This is a genomic window from Kluyvera intermedia (assembly GCF_034424175.1).
Lineage (GTDB): Bacteria > Pseudomonadota > Gammaproteobacteria > Enterobacterales > Enterobacteriaceae > Kluyvera > Kluyvera intermedia.
This window is the reverse complement of sequence record NZ_CP139986.1, coordinates 1,540,802-1,563,935: the sequence shown is the minus strand read 5'-3', so window position 1 is coordinate 1,563,935 and position 23,134 is coordinate 1,540,802. Positions and strand designations below refer to the sequence as shown.

The window sequence follows — 23,134 nt, the reverse complement described above, 5'->3', positions numbered from 1 at the left end:
ATTAGCGGTCCACGTCTGACATAACAAAATCGATACTACCCAGGTGAACGATCAAGTCGGACACCAGGCTGCCACGCACCGCTACCGGGATCTGCTGCAAGTGCGCATAGCTCGGGGTACGGATACGGGTACGATAGCTCATGGTGCTGCCGTCACTGGTCAGGTAGTAACTGTTAATACCCTTGGTCGCTTCCACCATCTGGAAAGACTCCTGCGCCGGCATGACCGGGCCCCAGGAAACCTGCAGGAAGTGGGTGATCAGGGTTTCGATATGCTGCAGCGTGCGCTCTTTCGGTGGCGGCGTAGTAAGCGGGTGATCCGCTTTGAACGGGCCTTCCGGCATATTTTTGAGGCACTGCTCAAGGATACGCAGGCTCTGACGCAGCTCTTCCACTTTCAGCATCACGCGGGTGTAGCAGTCGGAAACACCGCCGCCAACCGGGACTTCAAAGTCGAAGTTTTCGTAGCCAGAGTACGGACGTGATTTACGCACGTCGAAATCAATACCGGTTGCGCGCAGTGCGGCACCGGTGCAACCCCAGTCCAGCGCTTCTTTCTTGCCGTAAGCGGCAACGCCTTTAGAACGACCAATAAGGATGGTGTTACGCAGTGCGGCTTTCTCGTAGGAATCCAGACGCTTTGGCATCCAGTCGAGGAAGTCACGCAGCAGTTTGTCCCATCCACGAGGCAGGTCGTGTGCAACACCGCCGATACGGAACCAGGCTGGGTGCATACGGAAACCGGTAATCGCTTCTACTACGTCATAGATTTTCTGACGGTCGGTAAAGGCGAAGAATACTGGGGTCATCGCGCCGACGTCCTGAATAAACGTCGAGATGTACAGCAGGTGGCTGTTGATACGGAACAGTTCCGAGAGCATCACGCGAATCACGTCAACGCGCGCCGGTACGGTGATACCGGCCAGTTTTTCAACGGCCAGGACGTACGGCATTTCGTTAACGCAGCCGCCGAGGTATTCGATACGGTCGGTATACGGAATGTAGCTGTGCCAGGACTGACGCTCACCCATCTTCTCAGCGCCACGGTGGTGATAGCCGATATCCGGTACGCAGTCGACAATCTCTTCGCCATCAAGCTGAAGGACGATACGGAAAGCACCGTGTGAAGACGGGTGGTTAGGACCGAGGTTGAGGAACATGAAGTCCTCGTTATCGGTACTACGCTTCATGCCCCAATCTTCTGGTTTGAAAGTCAGCGCTTCCATCTCCAGATCCTGCTTGGCTTTAGTCAGCTCAAACGGGTCGAATTCAGTGGCACGTGCCGGGTAGTCTTTACGCAGCGGGTGGCCTTCCCAGGTCGGCGGCATCAGAAGACGCGTCAGGTGCGGGTGGCCATTAAAGGTAATGCCAAACATCTCCCAGGTTTCACGCTCATACCAGTTGGCGTTCGGGAAAAGTTTGGTGATTGTCGGCACATTCAGGTCGTTTTCAGACAAGGCCACCTTGAGCATGATATCGCGATTGCGGTCTATTGAGATCAGGTGGTAGAAAACGGAAAAATCCGCGGCCGGTAAACCGTCGCGGTGTGTGCGTAGACGTTCGTCCATGCCGTGTAGGTCAAACATCATGACGTAAGGTTTCGGCAACTTCTTCAGGAAATCGATAATTTCCAGCAGTTGTTCGCGCTTAACCCAAACGACAGGTACCCCGGTGCGGGTGGCCTGAATGGAAAATGCATCCGGCCCAAAACGGTTGCGCAGTTCGCCGATGACCGGATCATCAAGGTGATCGCGGGTTTGCCAAACGGCTGCTTCTGGCGCGGTTAAATCGGTCATATTGTTCACCATTGCAAAAGTTCGTGGTGACTGCCGGGCGTGGCTTCGCGCTGTTGTATATTGATTTGCGAATCTAAAAAGGTGCCACCGCCCGCAGGCGCAAATTAAATCTCGTCCGGAGAGCGGAGATTCGTCACAGCAATGCGTTCGCCGCGTTTACGCTCGCGTTCCGACTGCATATTGGCGCGATAAACGCCCTGATCGCCAACCACCCACGAGAGAGGACGGCGCTCTTTACCAATCGATTCCTGCAGCAGCATCAGCGCCTGCATGTAAGCTTCCGGACGCGGTGGGCAGCCAGGAATATACACATCGACTGGGATAAACTTATCGACACCCTGAACAACAGAGTAGATATCGTACATGCCGCCGGAGTTTGCACAGGCGCCCATGGAGATAACCCACTTCGGTTCCAGCATCTGGTCATAAAGACGCTGAATAACCGGTGCCATTTTGGTAAAGCAGGTACCGGCCACCACCATCAGGTCAGCCTGACGCGGTGAAGCACGCAGAACCTCTGCACCAAAACGCGCAACGTCATGCACGGCTGTGAATGACGTCACCATTTCAACGTAGCAGCAAGAAAGGCCGAAGTTGTAAGGCCAGATTGAGTTCTTACGACCCCAGTTGACCATGTCATGCATCGCGTGTTCGAGTTTCCCCATATACACGCTTTTGTTCACTTCTTGCTCCAGGGGATCGGTCACAATCTCCTGTTTTTGCAGGGGGTAACGGTCGTTCTCACCGTTAGGATCTATGCGGGTGAGCGTATAATCCATCTTATTGCCTCGCTTTTACTGCGTATTACGGTTAGTGACGCTGTCGGTTTCTGGGTTTACCAGCGTGCGGCGAGAACGCGCAGGCGTCCAATCAAGCGCGCCGATGCGAACGAGGTAAACCAGACCGGCCAGCAGCACAAATATGAAAATGGCGGCCTCGATAAAGCCAACCCAACCGCTTTCGCGAATGGAGGTTGACCAGGCATACAGATAGAGTGCTTCCACGTCGAAGATGACGAAGAACATAGCGACCAGATAGAACTTAGCTGACAAACGCAGACGCGCGGTGCCAACGGAGTCGATACCCGACTCAAACGGGGTGTTTTTGCTTCTGGCGCGCGCGCGACCGCCAAGGTACCAGCCGCCGATTAACATCATGCAGCAAAGGCCAATGGCAATGATCAGAAATATAGCGAATGCCCAATGATGAGCGATGACTTCAGTGGATGTTGACATACTCAAAGCTTTACCAAATAGGTAGCATGACCACCACTGCTCTTACCGGCAGATGGACGCTACATGATTCATGGGGAGGATTAAAAAACCTACAAACAGCCCAATTCAAAACATAGACCGCAAAATGTTGAGGTTTTTTACTCCTTTCTCTAACCTTTTGTCAACTTTAACAAAAGTTTCCTCACATTAATTTACACCAAAAGCATTTCATTAACATTACGTGCCCTTTGATTCATTTCGCTTCAGTAGACCTTACGGTTTACCTGTTGTTGAATCGTGTCCGTTTTGTAGCAATAACAAGAATTACCCCGCTATTTTGACAGGAATTTCTGATGATTCCTCCCCCCATTGAGGGGTATTTTCTTGATCTAAGACACGCTTTTGTTAATTCGACCAGTAAAACGGCAACAATCTATCCGTTTTTTTAACATTAGCAGGAGATATGCGGTCATGTTTGATGATAAAGCATTTGGAGAGGGCAATAATTGTAATTACATGATTATTATCACATTATAGGATTTATTTTTTACAACAGGCTCTACAAGCCTAAAAAAAGAACCGCAAACTGAATTTTCTTAGTCTACGGTCCTTTTTTGAAGTTACATTTTGTTACTACATTTAAACTGAAATGTTAATCCATATCCCTCTCGTGAATGAGGGAATTATCTCCCTCTTCAGAGGTATATGCGCTCGCCTGCGACCAGGGATCGTTACGCTGCACCTGGGACTGAAAAATCAGTTGCGCCAGTTCATTCTCACTTTGCGGGTTATAGGTCAGCATATATTCCGTTTCCGGTAATTCCGGCATTCCCTCCGCTTTACCCAGCGCCCTGAGATCCGGGCTCATCATTTCAACCGGACGAGCCGTCACCCCAAGCCCTGCCTTAACCGCCGCTCGCACTGCTGAGAGCGTGGACGCGACATAGGCCAGACGCCATGGCATTCCCAAGGCATCCAGCGTTTTTATGATCGTATCGCGGAATGGGCTAGGATCGTCGAGCAGTACCAGTGGTACCGGTTCGCCCGCACGCATCGTAAATTCAGCGGCACAGTACCAAAGCGTCGGTGACGCACGCAGTAGTGTAGATTCAAAGCCTTCCAGTGGATGCGTGGTGAGCGCCAGATCCACTTCCCCGCTTTTGAGCATGCCAGCCATCACGCTGTGACGTTTTACACGAACATCAAGCGCCAGCTTGGGATAGGCCGAGCTCACGCGATTTAATAAAAACGGTAAAATAGTGTCTGCTGATTCATCTGATGAGCCCAGCGTTAACTGACCCTGGAGCGAGTTAAACATCAATGAAGTACAGGCTTCATCATTAAAACGCAGAATTTTTCGCGCATAGCCAAGCAGTTGGATACCGTGTTCAGTCAGCAGCTTATTTCGTCCGTGACGGGCGAAAAGCTCTTTTCCCACCAATTGCTCTAGACGCTGCATTTGCTGGCTTACCGCAGACTGTGTGCGACACACCGCTGTGGCCGCTGCAGCAAAAGTGCTCAGGTCAGCCACAGCAACAAAGGTTCTCAGCAGATCGAGATCAAGATTTAGAATCGGACGATTGGCATTTATCATATAAATCCACTTACAGGTACGAACACGACCTGACTTATTGATGCTGCACTCTAAAATTTCAGGTTAATCCTTTAAATCACCTTTCACCAAACACTGATGAATGATGACCTGATGAGTGTCAGTATTAAAATTGTCTGTTACTTCAAAGAGCAACAGTTCCCTTTGCAATATATCCTTTAACCCTAAGACTATTTATCTGGCTCTCTCTCGGCGGTATGCCGCGTAAGAAGTTGTTAGTAGTAATGCTGTTTAATGCACCTGGAGAAAAGCCGTGTTTTAAATTAATGTGGTAAATACATAAGTTACATCAAGTTAAAGATGCCATATTGATAACCATCAACAAACCAGAGGGCAAAACTCGCTTGTGCCTTCGCATATTAACCGAAAACCATTAACTTTTTAAGCTTAATTAAGATCTATCTCAAATCCCCAAAAAGGGCAGATTCGAACCAACTCAAGTTTCATCACAGAACTTTGAAATAACTTTTCAAAATATAAAGAAATATTAATATATATTGAAGGCCGGGATTAACAACAGATTCACAAGGTGTGTATCAGGCCTAATACTTATTAGGGGAAATTTAAATAAAAATATTAATTGGTAAAGTTAGTTAATGTATTAACGCGACACCACTCCCTAAGGTAAACCTTTCCACTTTGAATTAGTCAAAAAAACCATAAATTCACTTAATATTAGTGAATTAAACCACAAAATACCAAATATGCAATAGATATCACAACAATCATCACAAACAAATAGTAAAAAAGAATGTTCCATTAATAAAAAATGAACAAAATCTTCTACTGTTAACCCTTCAAAACCACGGGGATGCGGAGTACATTGTTCCGTGCTGACTTCCACGGCAGGGAGTGGCAATCACAGCTAAAAAGGTTAAAGATTCATGTCACCCATCGAAAAATCCAGCAAGTTAGACAACGTTTGTTACGACATTCGCGGCCCGGTACTCAAAGAGGCTAAGCGCCTTGAAGAAGAAGGCAACAAAGTTCTTAAACTCAATATCGGTAACCCAGCCCCGTTTGGGTTTGATGCGCCGGATGAGATTCTGGTTGATGTGATCCGTAACCTGCCAACCGCGCAGGGCTACTGCGATTCCAAAGGTCTGTATTCCGCGCGCAAAGCGATCATGCAGCACTACCAGGCTCGCGGCATGCGTGATGTGACAGTCGAGGATATCTACATCGGCAATGGCGTTTCTGAGCTTATTGTCCAGGCGATGCAGGCGCTATTGAACAGCGGTGACGAGATGCTGGTACCCGCACCTGATTATCCGTTGTGGACGGCGGCAGTGTCTTTATCCAGCGGTAAAGCAGTGCATTATCTGTGTGATGAGTCTGCAGACTGGTTCCCAGACCTTGGCGATATCCGTGCCAAAATTACACCACGCACCCGTGGTATTGTCATCATTAACCCAAACAACCCAACCGGTGCGGTGTACTCCAAAGAACTGCTGCAGGAAATCGTTGAGATCGCCCGCGAGCACAACTTGATCATCTTCGCCGATGAAATCTACGACAAAATCCTCTACGACGAAGCCCAGCACCATTCGATCGCCGCACTGGCACCGGATCTGCTGACGGTGACCTTTAACGGTTTGTCCAAAACCTACCGCGTGGCGGGTTTCCGTCAGGGGTGGATGGTGCTTAACGGGCCGAAGAAACACGCTAAAGGTTATATTGAAGGGCTGGAGATGCTCGCGTCTATGCGCCTTTGTGCCAACGTTCCGGCGCAGCACGCTATCCAGACCGCGCTGGGCGGCTATCAAAGCATCAGCGAGTTTATTGCCCCAGGTGGACGTTTGTACGAACAGCGTAACCGCGCATGGGAATTGATTAACGAGATCCCAGGCGTCTCCTGCATGAAACCGAAAGGCGCGCTGTATATGTTCCCGAAAATCGATGCCAAGCGCTTTAACATTCACGATGATCAGCGCATGGTGCTGGATTTCCTGTTGCAGGAAAAAGTGCTGCTAGTCCAGGGTACCGCCTTTAACTGGCCGTGGCCGGATCACGTGCGTATTGTGACCCTGCCACGTGAAGACGATCTGGAAATGGCGATCACCCGATTTGGTCGTTTCCTGTCAGGCTACCGCCAGCTGTAATGCTTCTTATCGCCGTCGGAATTTGCATCCGGCGGCTATCTCAGCGCACAATGCCTTTACTGATATCACCGATGTAAGGGTTGTTATGAATCAGAGTCATTTTTTTGCCCACCTCTCCCGCCTGAAGTTAATCAATCGCTGGCCGCTGATGCGCAATGTGCGCACTGAAAACGTCTCTGAACACAGTTTACAGGTTGCCATGGTCGCCCATGCCCTTGCTGCAATTAAGAATCGGAAATTCAATGGTAAAGTAAACGCCGAGCGTATTGCGTTATTAGCGATGTATCACGACGCTTCCGAAGTATTAACCGGCGATCTTCCTACTCCAGTTAAATATTTCAACTCACAAATCGCACAAGAATATAAAGCGATTGAGAAAATTGCTCAGCAGAAACTTATCGATATGGTGCCAGAAGAATTGCACGATATTTTTGCGCCGTTGATCGATGAGCACCAGTGCAGCGATGAAGAAAAAGCGATTGTGAAGCAGGCTGATGCGCTTTGTGCATATCTGAAGTGCCTGGAAGAATTATCGGCGGGTAATAATGAGTTTCTGCTGGCGAAAGGCCGGCTTGAGAAGACGCTGGCTTCACGGCGCAGCGATGAGATGGACTATTTTATGGCGGTGTTTGTGCCAAGCTTCCATCTTTCGCTCGATGAAATAAGCCAGGATTCGCCGCTGTAGTCGTCTGCGTTCCCGGCGGCGCTCCGCTTGGCCGGGCTACGTTTTAGTTGTAGCCCGGCCAAGCGGAGCGCCGCCGGGAATGTGCTATCAGAACGGGAACAAAATCGGGATGAGCACCACACAGACAATCATCACCAGCACCGTAAACGGTACGCCGATTTTGAGGAAATCACTGAAGCTGTATTTGCCCGGCCCAAGCACCAGCGTATTCACCGGCGAGGAAACAGGCGTCATAAACGCCGCAGAAGCCGCCATCGCAACTACCATGGCAAACGGATAAGGCGAAACGCCCATCGTTTTTGCCGCAGCTAATGCAATAGGCGCCATTAATACTGCCGTAGCGGTATTGGAGATAAACAGCCCAATTGCTGCGCACATCACGAATAGACAGCCCAGCATCAAATATGGCCCCTGCCCGCCTCCGATATCCATCAAGCCCTTAACAATAAGATCGACACCGCCGGTTTTTTGCAATGCCAGCGCAAACGGCATCATCCCAACAATCAAAATAATGCTTGGCCAGTGAATCGACTTATAGGCGCTCTGAGCATCAATGCAGCGGAATTTCCCCATCAGCAGGCAGGAGATAATCGCGGCGATAGGATTGGGGATTTCATCAGTAAGCATCAGCGCGACCATCAGCACCAGGCAGAAAATGGCATGCGGGGCCTGGCTGTGTGCCGGTGACGCATCGCTGACTTCAATGGGCAGATTGAGCACCACGAAATCTCGCCCTTTTTGCGCCAGTTGGCTTATCAACTTCCAGTTGCCAACCACCAGCACAATATCACCCAGTTGCAGAGGCTCATCGACCACAGATCCGTCCATCGCCTGACCATCTCGCTTCATGCCCACAATATTGAGACCGTAGCGCGTACGAAAACCCATTTCACGCACGGTCTTGCCCAGCAATTCAGAATCAGGGATCAGCGATACTTCCGCCATTCCCACGTCCAGCGCCTGGTCAGAGAAGTACTCTCCACGCAGTACCATCGGCTCAAGCATCTGTTCGGCGCAGAATTGGCGCAGATCAATCTCAGCCGCCGACATATCGATAAGCAACACATCGCGGGCACGAAATTCGGATACTCCGTTCACGTTCACAATCACCCGGCGAAAACGACGCCAGCGCTCCACGCCAATGATGTTGGCGCCGTAACGCTCACGCAACTTGATGTCGTCAAGACGTTGGCCAATCATCGGTGAGCCGGGGCGGATAGCCAGCCGACGGGCGCGACCAGTCAGGCGATACTCTTTAATCAGGTCGCGGAAGGTGCTGCGCTTACGCCCATCGCGCTGTTGATTCTCATCATCCCCTTTGAGCATAAATCGCGTCATCAGCATATAGACGATGCCGAGCACTAGCACCACCAGACCAATAGGCGTCACGCTAAAGAAGCCAAAGCCTTCGAGTCCTTCACGGAGCAATTCACTGTTGATAACCAGATTGGGTGGAGTGGCAACCAGCGTCATCATGCCGCTGATAAGCCCGGCGAAGCTTAGCGGCATCATGAGACGCGAGGGGGAAATATTCATGCGCATGGAGACGCTCAGTACCACCGGGATAAAGATAGCCACCACCCCGGTTGAACTCATAAAGGCACCGAGTCCGGCAACGGTCAGCATCAGAAAAACCAGCATTTTGATTTCACTGTTACCCGCGACCTGCACCAGCCAGGATCCCATTTTGGTGGCGACGCCAGTACGCACCAGGCCATCGCCGATAATAAACAGCGCGGCAATCAAAATAACGTTGGGATCGCTAAAACCAGAAAATGCTTCACTTAACGTCAGCGTGCCGCTCAGGACGAACGCCACAATAATGCCCAATGCGATAGCATCCATGCGTACCTTGCCGGTGGCAAACAGTACCACCGCAATCGCTAATAAACAGAGCACCCAAATCAATTCACCGTTCACAGCACATCCTTGTCATCAAATAAGCGGTAACATCATCAACTAGAAGGTGTTAATCATAGTGACAGAAAAAAGCCCCAGCGATGTGGGGCTAAATCATAAGATCATGCATTCTGCGTGACGTTCACCTGGTTATCCGGCAATTTTTCGACACGTAGCGCAGCAAGGGTTGAGAGGACAAAATCGACCTCCAACAGCTCCGGCGTTTCTGGCGGTACGTTAACGGCAGCGACCAGACAACCCGCTGCGATACCTGATTGGATACCAGCCTGCGCATCTTCAACCACCAGACACATTTGCGGCGGAAGTCCCAACAGCTCTGCCCCTAATAAATAGGCATCCGGACGCGGTTTGCCGTGTTTAACCTGTTCGGCGGTCACAAACACCTTAGGCGTCAGCAGCCCCGCTGCCCGGTGGCGCGCATGAGCCACGGGAATAGAACCTGAGGTCACAATGGCCCATGGAATCGCGTTAGCCTCTAAGTGCTCCAGCAATTCAACCGCTCCCGGCAGCGCGCGAATCCCTTCCAAATCGGTAGATTCAATATGCTCCAGGCGCAAAAATTCAGCCTGGATTTCCGCTTCCGATTTACCCGGCATAAAGTGGCGTAAGGTGGTGATAGCCTGCTTACCGTGGATAAACTCCAGCACCGCATCTGGGTCAACGCCGTAGCTTTCGGCCCAGAATTGCCAGGAGCGTTCAACCACAGGCAGTGAATCCACCAGCGTACCGTCCAAATCAAACAGGAAACCTTTACACAGCACAGCAGCCTCCATTACGCATTGATAATCTGGTTAATTTCGTTGCTGCTCAGGTGGTATTGACGCGGGCAACCATGCCAGACGTTCAGCATGCGCTGATATTTATCCCACATTGGCGTTTGGGCATTGAAACCGTGAGTACCGGCATCGAAGTGGGTGTAACGGCCTTCAATATTAACCATAAAGCGAACGTAGCCCAAAAAGCGCGCTTCGGTCGCGGCATCAAAACCGAGGAAAGTGACGCGTCGTTCATCGATAGCGTCGGCGTCTTTCAGGTTCGTCCACGAAACATGCAGCGCGTGGTACATCTCCATGATGTCGATGACGATACGGCAAGTCTCTTCTTTGAGCTCTCCAAATTCACGGTCCAACTCGCGCATCTGCAAACCATAACCACGCTCAATAATAGTTTGCAGGCGGCGATAGCGCTCAGCGTTGTCGGGATCAAGCATTGTCATCATTTTGTACTGATTAGACAAAATCAGACGTTGTGCATGGGTCATTTCCATTCTTCGACTCCTGTTGCGCTTGGTAGCATAAAAAAAGACACAATAATTGTGTCTTCTTTTATATGCGTTTTTCGCTATCAATTACAAATCATCGAGGAAAGTTTTATCCAGTTGTTTGAAGGCGCGCTTAAGCGTGTCAGCCAGCGCCTGGTAATCCGGCTTGCCTTCTACCGGTGCCAGCGCTTGTCCCGCCTCCTGTAATTTCCCGCGAACTTCATAAAACCACTGTAAGGTAGACGGCGGTAATGGAGTGACTGAGCGTTTCCCCAGCCACCACAGCCCCTGCATCGGCAGGCTCAACGCAAACAGCGCGGTAGCGACAGCCGGGCCAAGTTGTCCGCCGAGGGCAATTTGCCAGCACAGCGTAAAGATAGCCAACGGCGGCATAAAGCGAATAGCGTGTCGTGTCGCACGGATGACTCGGTTCTCAACAAACACCGGTGCAAGGCGTTTCTCCAGCGGCCACGTTTTTGAATAGTGCTGTCCCCGGCTAAACAAACTGAAAAAACTGACCGGGCGTTGCTCGGGAGTCGACATGGCTTACCTCAACTTCACGTGTAAAAATTAAAATATTTTTGAAAACAACAACTGGGCATGACATCGTTCAAAAAATTTTGGCATAGCCCTTGCAATCGGGTATCCTGTGCCAGCCTGAGATAGCCAGATTCTATCCCTTCTGGCATATCAAATTATCGCATATTCTGCCATTGGCTGAAAATTATGCAAAATGGCTTAGAATCAATATGTATTTCTTAGATCATGCCCGAAAATTGTTCCAGGCATGATGTTAATCATAAATGTCGGTGTCATCCTGCGCTACGCTTAATGACTCATTGACGTTTTTTTAGCCACGTATCATAAATAGGTACTTCCATGTCGAGTAAGTTAGTACTGGTTCTGAACTGCGGTAGCTCCTCACTGAAATTTGCTGTAATCGATGCAGTTAACGGTGAAGAATACCTCTCTGGTTTAGCCGAATGTTTCCATCTCCCAGAAGCACGTATCAAGTGGAAAATGGACGGCGGTAAACAAGAAGCGGCTTTAGGTGCAGGCGCCGCTCACAGTGAAGCGCTGAACTTTATCGTTAATACTATTCTGGCACAAAAACCAGAACTGTCCGCGCAGCTGACTGCAATCGGCCACCGTATCGTACACGGCGGCGAGAAGTACACCAGCTCCGTTGTGATCGACGAATCAGTGATTCAGGGTATTAAAGATTCTTCTTCTTTTGCTCCGCTGCATAACCCAGCTCACCTGATCGGTATTGCTGAAGCGCTGAAATCTTTCCCTAACCTGAAAGATAAGAACGTTGCCGTATTCGATACCGCGTTCCACCAGACTATGCCGGAAGAATCCTACCTGTATGCTCTGCCGTACAGCCTGTACAAAGAACATGGCATCCGTCGCTACGGCGCACACGGCACCAGCCACTTCTATGTGGCTCAGGAAGCAGCAAAAGTACTGAACAAGCCGGTTGAAGAAGTTAACATCATCACTTGCCACCTGGGCAACGGTGGTTCCGTTTCTGCAATCCGTAACGGTAAATGTGTTGATACTTCCATGGGTCTGACTCCACTGGAAGGTCTGGTGATGGGTACTCGCTCTGGCGATATCGATCCCGCTATCATTTTCCATCTGCATGACACCCTGGGCATGAACATTGACCAGATCAACAAAATGCTGACCAAAGAGTCTGGCCTTCTGGGTCTGACCGAAGTCACCAGCGACTGTCGTTATGTAGAAGATAACTACCAGGAAAAAGCTGACGCTAAACGTGCAATGGACGTTTACTGTCACCGTCTGGCGAAATACATCGGCTCTTACGCTGCGCTGATGGAAGGTCGTCTGGATGCGGTTATCTTCACCGGTGGTATCGGTGAAAACGCAGCAATGGTTCGCGAACTGTCCCTGGGCAAACTGGGCGTTCTGGGCTTCGAAGTTGATCACGAACGTAACCTGGCTGCCCGTTTCGGCAAGTCTGGTTTCATCAACAAAGAAGGCACCCGCCCTGCCATCGTTATCCCGACCAACGAAGAGCTGGTCATCGCACAAGACGCCAACCGTCTGACTGCCTGATATCACACCGCCAGCTAAGCTGGCGGTGCTGTTTTGTAACCCGCCCAATCGCGGCGGTAACGAAAGAGGATAAACCGTGTCCCGTACTATTATGCTGATCCCTACCGGAACCAGCGTCGGCCTGACCAGCGTCAGCCTTGGCGTTATCCGTGCTATGGAACGCAAAGGCGTTCGTTTGAGCGTCTTTAAGCCTATCGCCCAACCTCGTACCGGTGGCGATGCTCCAGACCAGACTACCACCATCGTTCGCGCCAGCTCTTCTACGACGACTGCCGCTGAACCGATGAAAATGAACCACGTAGAAGCCCTGCTCTCCAGCAATCAGAAAGATGTGCTGATGGAAGAGATCATCGCTAACTACCACACGAACACCAAAGATGCGGAAGTTGTACTGGTTGAAGGCCTGGTCCCAACCCGTAAGCATCAGTTCGCTCAGTCTCTGAACTACGAAATCGCGAAAACGCTGAATGCAGAAATCGTCTTCGTTATGTCTCAGGGCACCGATACCCCAGAGCAGCTGAACGAGCGTATTGAACTGACTCGCAGCAGCTTCGGCGGCGCAAAAAACACCAACATCACCGGTGTTATCGTCAATAAACTGAATGCACCTGTTGACGAACAGGGTCGTACTCGCCCGGACTTGTCTGAGATCTTCGACGATTCTACCAAAGCGAAAGTGGTAAAAATCGATGCTGAACAGCTGAAAACCTCAAGCAGCCTGCCTGTTCTGGGCGCGGTACCGTGGAGCTTCGATCTGATTGCAACCCGTGCAATCGATATGGCTCACCACCTGAACGCGACTATCATCAACGAAGGCGACATCAACACTCGCCGCGTGAAATCCGTGACCTTCTGCGCACGTAGCATCCCGCACATGCTGGAGCACTTCCGTGCAGGTTCCCTGCTGGTGACCTCCGCAGACCGTCCTGACGTTCTGGTTGCAGCCTGCCTGGCAGCAATGAACGGCGTGGAAATCGGTGCTCTGCTGCTGACCGGCGGCTACGACATGGATCCACGTATCAGCAAACTGTGCGAACGCGCATTTGCCACCGGCCTGCCGGTATTCATGGTGAACACCAACACCTGGCAGACCTCCCTGAGCCTGCAGAGCTTCAACCTGGAAGTTCCGGTTGACGATCACGAGCGCATTGAGAAAGTTCAGGAATACGTAGCTAACTTTATCGACGCTAACTGGATTGACTCTCTGACTGCGACCTCCGAGCGTAGCCGTCGCCTGTCTCCACCGGCATTCCGTTACCAGCTGACCGAGCTGGCACGTAAAGCCGGCAAGCGCGTTGTTCTGCCAGAAGGCGACGAACCGCGTACCGTTAAAGCAGCGGCAATCTGTGCTGAACGTGGTATCGCGACTTGCGTACTGCTGGGCAACCCAGATGAGATCCTCCGCGTTGCAGCATCTCAGGGCGTAGAGCTGGGCGCTGGCGTTGAAATCGTTGATCCAGAAGTGGTTCGCGAAAGCTATGTTGCTCGTCTGGTCGAACTGCGTAAAAACAAAGGGATGACCGAAACCGTCGCGCGCGAACAGCTTGAAGACAACGTGGTTCTTGGCACCCTGATGCTGGAACAAGACGATGTTGACGGCCTGGTTTCCGGTGCGGTTCACACCACCGCGAACACCATCCGTCCGCCGCTGCAGCTTATCAAAACTGCACCGGGCAGCTCGCTGGTCTCTTCTGTGTTCTTCATGCTGCTGCCAGAACAGGTTTATGTTTACGGTGACTGCGCGATCAACCCAGATCCAACCGCTGAGCAGCTGGCAGAAATCGCTATCCAGTCTGCTGATTCGGCGATTGCTTTCGGTATCGAACCACGCGTGGCAATGCTCTCCTACTCTACCGGTACTTCTGGTGCAGGTAGCGATGTAGAGAAAGTGCGTGAAGCGACTCGTCTGGCGCAGGAAAAACGTCCTGACCTGATGATCGACGGTCCTCTGCAGTATGATGCGGCTGTTATGGCTGATGTTGCAAAATCCAAAGCACCGAACTCTCCGGTTGCGGGTCGCGCTACCGTGTTCATCTTCCCAGACCTGAACACCGGTAACACCACCTACAAAGCGGTACAGCGTTCTGCCGACCTGATCTCCATCGGGCCGATGCTACAGGGTATGCGCAAGCCGGTGAACGACCTGTCTCGTGGCGCGCTGGTAGACGATATCGTCTACACCATCGCTCTGACCGCGATCCAGTCTTCACAGCAGCAGTAATTCCTTTTACCGTCCGTTCGCGGACGGTTTTAAGGTAAAAAAAATCCGGAAGCGGGAAACCGTTCCGGATTTTTTTATCTCTGCGAGTCGGCGCGAATTTATTCGACCTCTTCCTCAACGTGTTTTTCGTTATTCGCGTTGCGGGTCATCCACAGCGCCAGGGCCTTCAGAGAGTCATCAGTAAAGTCATCGCAACGTGCGGTGATCTCTTCCGGCGTCATCCAGCTTACTTCACTCACCTCTTCTTCCTGCAAGGCAAATGGGCCATGGGAAACGCAGCTAAACAAGCTTCCCCAGACACGACAGTTCTTATCTTCAAAATAGAACTGACCGTGATCGGCAAACGGCACGCCAGCAATCCCAAGTTCCTCTTCCGCTTCACGGCGAGCTGATTCCAGTAACGGTTCATCAGCCTGAACAACACCCCCAGCGGTGGCGTCCAGCATACCCGGCTGATAGTCTTTCATCTCAGTACGGCGTTGCACCAGGATTTTCCCCATGCCGTCATGCACGACGATATAAGTAGCCCGGTGACGCAGGCACTGCGCACGCATTTGTTCGCGGCTCGCTTGCGCGATGACCTCATTGTCTTCGCTGACAATATCGACCCATTCCGTGCTTGCCAAATGATTCTGCTCGACCATCAGAAAACCTTAAATTGAATGCGCTCTTGCGGCGCGTTTTATGATTGATGGGTAAATTACGGGTTAATAACCACCTCTGCAATAACCCGCTGATCATTGAGTGCTAAAACTTGCAGTTTGCCCCCGTCCATCACTCCGAAGCTTGCAGCAAAACCGCCTTTGGGAATGCTAACCGAACCGGGGTTAAATAAGAATATCTCGCCGTGCTTTTCTGCCAACGGCAGGTGCGTATGACCAAAAATTAGCACATCTCCTGACGCAAGCGGCGGAAGATTATCAGGGCCATAAAGATGACCGTGAGTCACAAACAACCTTTGGGTTTCGGTGAGCACCTGCTGCCACGGAGCCGTGATAGGAAAATGCAGCAACATCTGATCGACTTCGCTATCACAATTGCCGCGTACCGCAATAATCCGCTCAGCAACGCCGTTCAGGCACTCGGCAACCCTGGAGGGTGCATATCCCTCAGGGAGCGCGTTACGTGGCCCATGATTGAGCACATCCCCCAGAATCACCAACCAATCTGCACCGCTTTGTTTGAATAACGATACTACGCGTTCAGTGGCAGGCAGAGAGCCATGAATATCCGATGCAAACATCAGTTTCATTAATCAAATCCCTACAATGATAATCCCTGGTATCATAATGGATTTCATGGTTTTTTTCAGCCTGCACGTTTAGCCGAGAGTGCCACATAGCGCTGTATCGACGACCGCTGCCATTGGAAGGTGGCGTAATCTGCCAGTAACTCCGGGACATCATCGCCATTCATCACCAGACGATTAAGCATCAACGCCAGATCGCAATCCGCAATACACCACTCACCAAACAAATTTGGCTTACCGTGGGATAAAAGCGCAGCGGCAGTGTCAAAAAGTTTAGCCGCGCTTTGGTGTCCTGCTTCGCTTAAAGGTGCTTTTTTCTCACCACCAAATACCACCGTTGTCGATCGTTCTTCACGAATCGGCATCAGGTCACTGCGAAGCCAGGCCTGTACCTGACGAGCACGTGCCCTTTTTTGCAGATCATGAGGGTACAAACGCTCCCATTGCGGTGGCGCAAAGCTCTCGTCAAGGTATTCGGTAATGGCGGAGGATTCACTGAGCTCAAAGCCATCGACCTCGAGCAACGGCACACGGCGAGTGGCGCTATAGCCTCGCCAGCCCGGTTGAAGGTGTTCTCCAAGATCAAGGTTAACGGTTTTCAGGGTGAACGGAAGCCCCTTTTCCTGGAGAGCAACGTAAACTGACATGACGTAAGGCGAGAAAAAATCGGCGTCTGACCAAAGTGTTATTACAGGCTTGCTCATAGCGAGTCCTCAATCACAGGCAATAAGGCACAAACGACGGACGCAAAAATCCTGCCTCCATCGGACATATCAGCCAACATAGCTTGTCCGTGAATGGATGTCACTGGTCTGCAACATGAGGTTTTTGCAATTGGCCGATAGCCGCGACAATCCCGCTTTCGTGTATGATGTTCAAGACAACAATAATTATGGAGAATGCCTGCAATGTCACAATCCGACGCGATTATCCGCATCAAAAATCTACGTTTGCGCACGTTTATCGGTATCAAAGAAGAAGAGATTGCCAACCGCCAGGATGTGGTTATCAATATTGAGATTCGCTACCCGGCTGATACGGCGCGCAACAGTGAAGATATCAACGATGCGCTGAACTACCGCACAATTACCAAAAGCATTATTTCCCATGTAGAGAATAACCGTTTCTCTTTGCTGGAAAAATTAACTCAGGATGTGCTCGATATCGCACGCAAACATCACTGGGTCACTTATGCTGAAGTAGAGGTCGATAAAGTTCACGCGCTGCGTTACGCCGACTCGGTATCCATTACCTTAAGCTGGCAACGTTAAGCGCTCCTTCGCTGGGAGGTCGCATGCAAATTCTGATTACCGGTGGCACCGGGCTTATTGGTCGCCATCTGATCCCACGTTTAATGACGCTGGGTCACACGGTCTGCGTGGTAACCCGAACGCCTGAGAAAGCGCGCCAGACGCTGGATGCGCGCGTAAAGATATGGCCCGGACTACAGAATATTACATCACTTGACGGCATAGACGCCGTCATTAACCTCGCTGGTGAACCGATTGCCGACAAGCGCTGGACCGAGGCGCAAAAGCATAAACTCTGCGACAGTCGCTGGACGATAACCCAGCGACTAAGCGAACTGATTCAGGCAAGCGATACTCCACCTGCGGTGCTGGTTTCCGGCTCTGCTATCGGTTACTACGGCGATCTCGGCGAAGTGGTCGTAACGGAAGAAGAACCGCCGCATAACGAATTTACCCACAAGCTTTGCGCTCGTTGGGAGCAGATCGCCTGCACCGCGCAAAGTGACCGAACCCGTGTTTGCCTACTGCGCACCGGCGTGGTACTTGCCGCCAAAGGTGGGATCCTCGGCAAAATGCTGCCGCCGTTTAAGCTCGGGCTCGGTGGCCCTATCGGCAATGGTCGACAGTATCTGGCCTGGATCCACATTGACGATATGGTCAACGGTATCCTATGGCTACTCGACCACGATCTCCGCGGGCCCTTTAATATGGTTTCCCCCTACCCGGTGCATAACGAACAATTTTCGCACGCCCTGGGGCACGCGCTGGAGCGCCCCGCAATCTTACGCGTTCCTGCGACGGTGATACGCCTGCTGATGGGCGAATCTTCGGTACTGGTGTTGGGTGGTCAGCGCGCGTTGCCAAAACGTCTGGAAGCCGCCGGTTTTACCTTCCGCTGGTATGATCTGGATGACGCGCTGGGGGATATTCTCGGAAAGCGTGCTTAACGCCCGCGTTGAATCTGCGGATGCGCATCGCTTAACCGTTAAGGCCTTGTTATCGCATCTTTTTGGGTGCTAAGGTGTTTCTTTGTTCTCGCGCAATGGTCTCACTATGGTCACCCTCAAAACTCCACGTTTGCTGCTTTCTCCGTTTAACGAACAAGACTGGCCTTTTTTTCTGTCGCTTCGAGAAAACAGTGACGTCATGCGTTTTATGGGCGAAGTATTGGACGAGGTGGCGATACGTGCGTTATTCATCCAGCGATGTGAAGAACCGAATATCTTTATCATCCGTGATGAAAATGGTGCCACATTAGGTGATATCGGCCTGCGTGTTAGCCATAAAAATCCTCATGAAGCCGATGTCGGCTACGCGCTTCTCCCTGAAGCTCAGGGCAAAGGGTATGCCAGTGAGGCGCTCGCTGCACTTTGTGACTACGGCTTTAATCAGTTGTCGCTACACGCCATTAATGCGTGGGTATTGGGGGTTAATCAAGGTTCGTCACGGCTGCTGGAAAAACACGGTTTTACCCGCACGCAGGTGCTTGAAAAAGCCTACGTTCTCAATGGGGAATACTACGACGACTGGGTATACCGGCGAGAAAATACCCTCACCGAGCGGTGAGGGCGATAAGACGTTATTTTAGCGCACCGCTCAAGAACTGCTGTAGACGTGCGCTTTTTGGGTTGCCGAAGACCTCATCTGGCTCGCCCTCTTCCTCAATTTTCCCCTGATGCAGGAAAATCACGTGAGAGGAGACATGCCGCGCAAAGCCCATTTCGTGAGTCACGACAACCATGGTTTTTCCCTCTTCCGCAAGCTGCTGCATAATACGCAGCACCTCACCGACCAGTTCAGGGTCAAGCGCAGAGGTCGGTTCATCAAACAGCAACACTTCCGGCTCCATCGCCAGCGCACGCGCAATAGACACGCGCTGCTGCTGACCACCGGAGAGATGTACCGGATATTTCGCCTGCTGACGTTCATCAATACCTACTTTCGCCAGGTATTTGACTGCCCGTGCGCGAGCCTCTTGCTTACTTAATCCCAATACCTGAATGGGCGCTTCCATCACGTTCTCCAGCACCGTCATATGGCTCCAGAGGTTGAAGTGTTGAAACACCATGGTCAGTCGGGTACGCAGTAAACGCAGCTGATTTTTATCCGCCACCTTCAGTTGCCCATCGTTATCACGGACCAGACCAATATTCTGCCCATTGACAACAATCGTGCCTTCACTCGGTTTTTCGAGGAAGTTGATGCAGCGTAAGAAGGTACTTTTACCTGAACCGGACGAACCGATAATGCTGATCACATCGCCAGCGTTCGCCTGCAGCGATACGCCCTTCAGCACTTCATGCTCGCCATAATGTTTGTGCAGATCGATGATGCTAAGTTTTTTATCCGACATTATGTTCTCAGTGCGTAGAAGACGGTTGCACATGCTGTAACCAGCGCTTTTCCGCTTTGCGGAACAGGCTAATCAACACGTAAGAAATCATTAAATAAAGCACCGCCGCAATACCGAAGGCGGTAAACGGTTGATAGGTTGCAGAGTTTATATCGCGCGCAATCTTCAGTAAGTCAGGTACGGTAGCGGTAAACGCCAGCGCCGTAGAATGCAGCATCAGAATAACTTCATTGCTGTAGGCCGGCAGCGCAATGCGCAGCGCTGATGGCAGAATAATGCAGCGATAAAGTTTAAACGACGAGAAGCCGTAGGCACGTGCCGCTTCCACCTCACCCGCAGGAACTGCGCGGATCGCACCCGCAAAAATCTCAGTCGTATACGCACAGGTATTTAGTGTCAAAGCCAGCACGGTACAGTTCAGGCCGCTGCGGAAAAAGGCGTTGAGCATCTCGGTGCCTTTGACAATTTCCAACGTGTACATCCCGGAGTAGAACACCAGTAGCTGCACATACAGCGGTGTTCCACGGAAAATATAGGTAAAAAGCCACACCGGGAATTTAATATATTTGTTGCTCGAGACGCGGGCAATGGCCAGGAAGAGCGCCATAATGCCGCCCATCACCACCGACAATACCAGCAGCCACAGCGTAATCGCCACACCGGTAAAACGGTAACCATCACTCCACAGCAGCGCTTTCCAGTACTCCTGAATAATCTCTGTCACAGGTCAGCCCTCTTTACACCCACGGAGTAGCGGCGTTCGAGCAGCAGCAACACGCCATTGGAAACGGTGGTAAACAGCAGATAAATCAAACCGCAGACGATGGCGAAGTAAAATGGCTCCCAGGTGCTTTTTCCGGCAAGTTGGGTGGCTTTCACCACATCTTCCAACCCTAACAAAGAGACGAGCGCGGTGGCTTTTAGAATCACCTGCCAATTGTTGCCAATACCCGGCAGCGCGTAGCGCATCATCGCGGGAAATAAAATCCGACGGAAGGTTTGCGCTCCGGTAAAGCCAAAAGCCGTCGCGGCTTCAATATGGCCTTTGGGTACCGCCATAAACGCACCACGGAAGGTTTCCGTAAAATACGCGCCGTAGATAAAACCGAGGGTAATAATCCCGGCTATCATCGGATCAATATCAAATTGTGATAATCCGAGCGAGTCGGTCACCACGTTCAACGCCATCTGCAGACCGTAAAAAATCAGCAGCATAAGGACTAAGTCGGGAACGCCACGAATCAACGTGGTATAGCCCTCAAAAATTAACGCCAGTACGCGATTTCGGGAGAGCTTTGCCCCCGCGCCGACCAGACCAATAAGCACGGACAGCACCACTGAGCTAAGTGCCAGCTCAAGCGTCACTATCGCGCCCTGAAAAATAACCTGTGAAAACCCGTACAGCATGCTGCCAGTCCTGTCGTGACGCCCATCGCCCGGTCATGCCAGGCGATGGATTACTCGTGATGATTACTCGCCGTAGACGTTAAAATCGAAGTACTTTTTCGCCAGCTTGTCGTAAGTGCCATCCGCGCGCATCTCGGCAAAAGCCTTGTTCAGCGCATTCAGCAATTCGGTATCGTCTTTACGCAGCCCCATACCGGTGCCTACACCGAACAGTTTCTCGTCTTTAATCGACGGGCCACCGAACTGGTAGTCTTTACCGATTGGCTGTTTCAGGAAACCTTCACTCGCCGCCACTTCGTCCTGGAATGCCGCGTCAATACGACCGGCAGTCAGGTCAGAGTAGATATTGTCCTGGCCCTGGTAGGAGACGATTTCAATACCTTTTGGCGCCCAGTGTTCGTTACCGTAGGTTTCCTGAGTGGTGCCTTGCAGCACACCCACACGCTTGCCTTTAAGAGTTGCGAGGTCAGGTGTCACCGGAGAACCCTTTTTGACTACCAGACGAGAGTCGGCAGCATAAAGTTTGTCGGTAAAGGCGATTTCCTGTTGACGTTTTTCCGTGATCGACAGCGATGACATAATGGCATCGATTTTCTTCGCTTTCAGCGAGGGGATCAGGGCGTCCAGCGGGTTTTCCACGAAGGTACATTGTGCCTGGATGCGCTTACACAGCTCTTTTGCCAGATCAATGTCAAAACCCACCAATTCACCCTGTGCATTTTTAGACTCGAACGGTGCATACGTAGGGTCAGTACCGATACGCACTTTTTGCCCAACTGCTGCAAATGCACTTGAAGCAGACGCAAGCGCTAAGACCAGAGATAAAGATAACGCCAGTTTTTTCATATTATCCTCAACAGACAGTAATTCTTGTGGGTTTTTTCGAAATAATCTGAGCGGTTATCGTGCCACCTTTCGGCCCATCAAGGCAAAGCATTCTGCCCTGTTGGTTGGCTTTTTTCTCATTCAAAATGCTTAATTATGCAAGCATGCGTAACTTTCGAGCAAAAAACGCACGATCATGGTGCACCGAAAAATCAATGCACCATGATGATACATCCGGCGCGATTAGTCGCCGTAGACGTTGAAGTTGAAATACTTCTTCGCCATCTTGTCGTAGGTGCCATCGGCGCGCAGTTCCGCCAGCGCTTTATCAAACGCCGCTTTCAGCTCGGTATCGTCTTTACGCATGCCTATCCCGGTGCCATCGCCAAAGTATTTTTTGTTCTTCACCGACGGTCCAGCAAAGTCAAATTCTTTACCGGCAGGCTGTTTCAGGAAGCCTTCGCTGGCGGCGACTTCATCTTGTAAAGCAGCATCCAGACGGCCTGCTGTGAGGTCGGAGTAGATCAGATCCTGGTTTTGATAGGCCACCACATCGACGCCTTTGCTGCGCCAGTTTTCGTTGGCGTAGGCTTCCTGCGTTGAGCCTTGTAACACCCCGATATGCTTGCCTTTAAGACCATCCAGCGTTGGCGTAATTGGCGAGCCTTTGGCGGCAATTAGACGTGAATCCGCGGCGTAGAGCTTGTTGGAGAAGGCAATTTCCTGCTGGCGTTTTTCGGTTATCGACAGCGAAGAGATAATGGCGTCAATTTTCTTCGCTTTCAGCGACGGGATCAGCGCGTCAAAATCGCTACCCACCCAGGTACATTTGATGCTGGCACGTTTACACATCTCATTGCCCAGATCGATATCAAAGCCGACAAAATCGCCTTTAGCATCTTTCGAGGAGAACGGCGCATACGTCGCGTCAGTGCCGATACGAATACTTTGCGGCAGTGCGGCGAATACGCTGGAGGCGCTGCTGAGACCCAGCAGCAAAGAGAGAGCCAGAACCGTCTTCTTCATACATTCCCCTATTAAATCGTGATGTCGTTAACTGCTCATAATTATGTTGTGCTGTGTCTGCATAACCTTGTTTGCATCTTCTGTGCCATCTTTAGCATCGCCGGAACAAGCGATGTTAAATTTGTTAACAAA

The 23,134-nt window shown here is 51.1% G+C and carries 23 protein-coding genes; 7 read left to right on the top strand and 16 right to left on the bottom strand.

What is annotated here, in order from left to right; genetic code table 11:
• Position 1: 1 nt before the first annotated feature.
• The 4 genes from nuoC to lrhA form a co-directional block, all read right to left on the bottom strand.
• A complete protein-coding gene (gene nuoC, locus U0026_RS07560; RefSeq protein ID WP_062772603.1) occupies positions 2-1,807 on the bottom strand; it encodes an NADH-quinone oxidoreductase subunit C/D in 1,806 nt (601 codons plus the stop codon).
• 92 nt (positions 1,808-1,899) lie between these two features.
• Entirely contained in the window at positions 1,900-2,574 is a 675-nt protein-coding gene (gene nuoB / locus U0026_RS07555; protein ID WP_062772606.1) for an NADH-quinone oxidoreductase subunit NuoB, read from the bottom strand.
• Between the two features lie 15 nt (positions 2,575-2,589).
• On the bottom strand, positions 2,590-3,036 hold the full coding sequence (nuoA, locus tag U0026_RS07550) for an NADH-quinone oxidoreductase subunit NuoA (RefSeq protein ID WP_062772609.1): 447 nt from the start codon (positions 3,034-3,036) through the stop codon (positions 2,590-2,592).
• A gap of 625 nt (positions 3,037-3,661) precedes the next feature.
• Positions 3,662-4,603 carry a transcriptional regulator LrhA gene (lrhA, locus tag U0026_RS07545; protein ID WP_062772612.1) on the bottom strand — a complete coding sequence of 314 codons (942 nt, stop codon included), beginning with the start codon at positions 4,601-4,603 and terminating at the stop codon, positions 3,662-3,664.
• Positions 4,604-5,505: 902 nt separating this feature from the next.
• Between lrhA and alaA the strand changes: the two genes are divergently transcribed.
• Both alaA and yfbR read left to right on the top strand, forming a co-directional pair.
• On the top strand, positions 5,506-6,723 hold the full coding sequence (gene alaA, locus U0026_RS07540; protein WP_062772615.1) for an alanine transaminase AlaA: 1,218 nt from the start codon (positions 5,506-5,508) through the stop codon (positions 6,721-6,723).
• Positions 6,724-6,808: 85 nt separating this feature from the next.
• A complete protein-coding gene (gene yfbR, locus U0026_RS07535; RefSeq protein WP_062772618.1) occupies positions 6,809-7,408 on the top strand; it encodes a 5'-deoxynucleotidase in 600 nt (199 codons plus the stop codon).
• An 87-nt stretch (positions 7,409-7,495) separates the two neighbouring features.
• Here yfbR and U0026_RS07530 read toward each other — a convergent pair whose 3' ends face one another.
• From U0026_RS07530 to yfbV, 4 genes are all read right to left on the bottom strand, one after another.
• Entirely contained in the window at positions 7,496-9,328 is a 1,833-nt protein-coding gene (locus U0026_RS07530; protein ID WP_062772621.1) for an SLC13 family permease, read from the bottom strand.
• A gap of 101 nt (positions 9,329-9,429) precedes the next feature.
• Positions 9,430-10,089 (bottom strand): sugar phosphatase, encoded by a 660-nt coding sequence (locus tag U0026_RS07525; RefSeq protein WP_062772624.1) that lies wholly within the window; start codon positions 10,087-10,089, stop codon positions 9,430-9,432.
• 11 nt (positions 10,090-10,100) lie between these two features.
• Positions 10,101-10,595 carry a YfbU family protein gene (locus tag U0026_RS07520; protein WP_062772627.1) on the bottom strand — a complete coding sequence of 165 codons (495 nt, stop codon included), beginning with the start codon at positions 10,593-10,595 and terminating at the stop codon, positions 10,101-10,103.
• Positions 10,596-10,676: 81 nt separating this feature from the next.
• A complete protein-coding gene (gene yfbV, locus U0026_RS07515) occupies positions 10,677-11,132 on the bottom strand; it encodes a terminus macrodomain insulation protein YfbV (RefSeq protein ID WP_062772630.1) in 456 nt (151 codons plus the stop codon).
• 336 nt (positions 11,133-11,468) lie between these two features.
• Here yfbV and ackA point away from each other — a divergent pair, with 336 nt between their 5' ends.
• Both ackA and pta read left to right on the top strand, forming a co-directional pair.
• A complete protein-coding gene (ackA, locus tag U0026_RS07510; RefSeq protein WP_062772633.1) occupies positions 11,469-12,671 on the top strand; it encodes an acetate kinase in 1,203 nt (400 codons plus the stop codon).
• Between the two features lie 76 nt (positions 12,672-12,747).
• Entirely contained in the window at positions 12,748-14,892 is a 2,145-nt protein-coding gene (gene pta / locus U0026_RS07505) for a phosphate acetyltransferase (protein ID WP_062772636.1), read from the top strand.
• A gap of 98 nt (positions 14,893-14,990) precedes the next feature.
• Here the strand turns inward: pta and yfcD are convergent, their stop codons facing one another.
• From yfcD to yfcF, 3 genes are read right to left on the bottom strand one after another with little or no spacing between them, the layout of a single operon-like run.
• Positions 14,991-15,536: an NUDIX hydrolase YfcD gene (yfcD, locus tag U0026_RS07500; protein ID WP_062772639.1), complete on the bottom strand. Its 546-nt coding sequence runs from the start codon at positions 15,534-15,536 to the stop codon at positions 14,991-14,993.
• A 56-nt stretch (positions 15,537-15,592) separates the two neighbouring features.
• Entirely contained in the window at positions 15,593-16,144 is a 552-nt protein-coding gene (gene yfcE, locus U0026_RS07495) for a phosphodiesterase (RefSeq protein ID WP_062772642.1), read from the bottom strand.
• 56 nt (positions 16,145-16,200) lie between these two features.
• Positions 16,201-16,845, bottom strand: coding sequence for a glutathione transferase (gene yfcF, locus U0026_RS07490; RefSeq protein WP_062772645.1), 645 nt, complete (start codon positions 16,843-16,845; stop codon positions 16,201-16,203).
• A gap of 204 nt (positions 16,846-17,049) precedes the next feature.
• Between yfcF and folX the strand changes: the two genes are divergently transcribed.
• From folX to U0026_RS07475, 3 genes are all read left to right on the top strand, one after another.
• Positions 17,050-17,412, top strand: coding sequence for a dihydroneopterin triphosphate 2'-epimerase (folX, locus tag U0026_RS07485; RefSeq protein ID WP_062772648.1), 363 nt, complete (start codon positions 17,050-17,052; stop codon positions 17,410-17,412).
• A gap of 23 nt (positions 17,413-17,435) precedes the next feature.
• Entirely contained in the window at positions 17,436-18,338 is a 903-nt protein-coding gene (locus tag U0026_RS07480) for a TIGR01777 family oxidoreductase (protein ID WP_062772651.1), read from the top strand.
• A gap of 106 nt (positions 18,339-18,444) precedes the next feature.
• A complete protein-coding gene (locus tag U0026_RS07475) occupies positions 18,445-18,957 on the top strand; it encodes a GNAT family N-acetyltransferase (RefSeq protein WP_062772654.1) in 513 nt (170 codons plus the stop codon).
• Between the two features lie 13 nt (positions 18,958-18,970).
• Here the strand turns inward: U0026_RS07475 and hisP are convergent, their stop codons facing one another.
• The 5 genes from hisP to argT all read right to left on the bottom strand — a co-directional run bounded on the left by hisP (position 18,971) and on the right by argT (position 23,002).
• Complete coding sequence (hisP, locus tag U0026_RS07470; RefSeq protein WP_062772656.1) at positions 18,971-19,744, bottom strand: histidine ABC transporter ATP-binding protein HisP; 774 nt, start codon at positions 19,742-19,744, stop codon at positions 18,971-18,973.
• A gap of 7 nt (positions 19,745-19,751) precedes the next feature.
• Positions 19,752-20,468: an ABC transporter permease gene (locus U0026_RS07465; RefSeq protein ID WP_062772659.1), complete on the bottom strand. Its 717-nt coding sequence runs from the start codon at positions 20,466-20,468 to the stop codon at positions 19,752-19,754.
• A complete protein-coding gene (locus U0026_RS07460; protein WP_062772662.1) occupies positions 20,465-21,151 on the bottom strand; it encodes a histidine ABC transporter permease HisQ in 687 nt (228 codons plus the stop codon). Before U0026_RS07460 ends, U0026_RS07465 begins: the two co-directional genes overlap by 4 nt.
• A gap of 63 nt (positions 21,152-21,214) precedes the next feature.
• Positions 21,215-21,997, bottom strand: coding sequence for a histidine ABC transporter substrate-binding protein HisJ (hisJ, locus tag U0026_RS07455; RefSeq protein WP_062772665.1), 783 nt, complete (start codon positions 21,995-21,997; stop codon positions 21,215-21,217).
• A gap of 222 nt (positions 21,998-22,219) precedes the next feature.
• Positions 22,220-23,002 carry a lysine/arginine/ornithine ABC transporter substrate-binding protein ArgT gene (gene argT, locus U0026_RS07450; protein WP_062772668.1) on the bottom strand — a complete coding sequence of 261 codons (783 nt, stop codon included), beginning with the start codon at positions 23,000-23,002 and terminating at the stop codon, positions 22,220-22,222.
• Positions 23,003-23,134: the final 132 nt, after the last annotated feature.

What these genes read in the sequence shown, in the direction of transcription:
- yfbV (WP_062772630.1), bottom strand. Translation starts at nt 11,132, where the DNA reads ATGTCGACTCCCGAGCAACGCCCGGTCAGTTTTTTCAGTTTGTTTAGC.
- yfcF (WP_062772645.1), bottom strand. Translation starts at nt 16,845, where the DNA reads ATGAGCAAGCCTGTAATAACACTTTGGTCAGACGCCGATTTTTTCTCG.
- alaA (WP_062772615.1), top strand. Translation starts at nt 5,506, where the DNA reads ATGTCACCCATCGAAAAATCCAGCAAGTTAGACAACGTTTGTTACGAC.
- yfcD (WP_062772639.1), bottom strand. Translation starts at nt 15,536, where the DNA reads ATGGTCGAGCAGAATCATTTGGCAAGCACGGAATGGGTCGATATTGTC.
- U0026_RS07475 (WP_062772654.1), top strand. Translation starts at nt 18,445, where the DNA reads ATGGTCACCCTCAAAACTCCACGTTTGCTGCTTTCTCCGTTTAACGAA.
- nuoC (WP_062772603.1), bottom strand. Translation starts at nt 1,807, where the DNA reads ATGGTGAACAATATGACCGATTTAACCGCGCCAGAAGCAGCCGTTTGG.
- yfbR (WP_062772618.1), top strand. Translation starts at nt 6,809, where the DNA reads ATGAATCAGAGTCATTTTTTTGCCCACCTCTCCCGCCTGAAGTTAATC.
- U0026_RS07480 (WP_062772651.1), top strand. Translation starts at nt 17,436, where the DNA reads ATGCAAATTCTGATTACCGGTGGCACCGGGCTTATTGGTCGCCATCTG.
- U0026_RS07460 (WP_062772662.1), bottom strand. Translation starts at nt 21,151, where the DNA reads ATGCTGTACGGGTTTTCACAGGTTATTTTTCAGGGCGCGATAGTGACG.
- ackA (WP_062772633.1), top strand. Translation starts at nt 11,469, where the DNA reads ATGTCGAGTAAGTTAGTACTGGTTCTGAACTGCGGTAGCTCCTCACTG.
- yfcE (WP_062772642.1), bottom strand. Translation starts at nt 16,144, where the DNA reads ATGAAACTGATGTTTGCATCGGATATTCATGGCTCTCTGCCTGCCACT.
- folX (WP_062772648.1), top strand. Translation starts at nt 17,050, where the DNA reads ATGTCACAATCCGACGCGATTATCCGCATCAAAAATCTACGTTTGCGC.
- hisP (WP_062772656.1), bottom strand. Translation starts at nt 19,744, where the DNA reads ATGTCGGATAAAAAACTTAGCATCATCGATCTGCACAAACATTATGGC.
- hisJ (WP_062772665.1), bottom strand. Translation starts at nt 21,997, where the DNA reads ATGAAAAAACTGGCGTTATCTTTATCTCTGGTCTTAGCGCTTGCGTCT.
- lrhA (WP_062772612.1), bottom strand. Translation starts at nt 4,603, where the DNA reads ATGATAAATGCCAATCGTCCGATTCTAAATCTTGATCTCGATCTGCTG.
- nuoB (WP_062772606.1), bottom strand. Translation starts at nt 2,574, where the DNA reads ATGGATTATACGCTCACCCGCATAGATCCTAACGGTGAGAACGACCGT.
- argT (WP_062772668.1), bottom strand. Translation starts at nt 23,002, where the DNA reads ATGAAGAAGACGGTTCTGGCTCTCTCTTTGCTGCTGGGTCTCAGCAGC.
- U0026_RS07520 (WP_062772627.1), bottom strand. Translation starts at nt 10,595, where the DNA reads ATGGAAATGACCCATGCACAACGTCTGATTTTGTCTAATCAGTACAAA.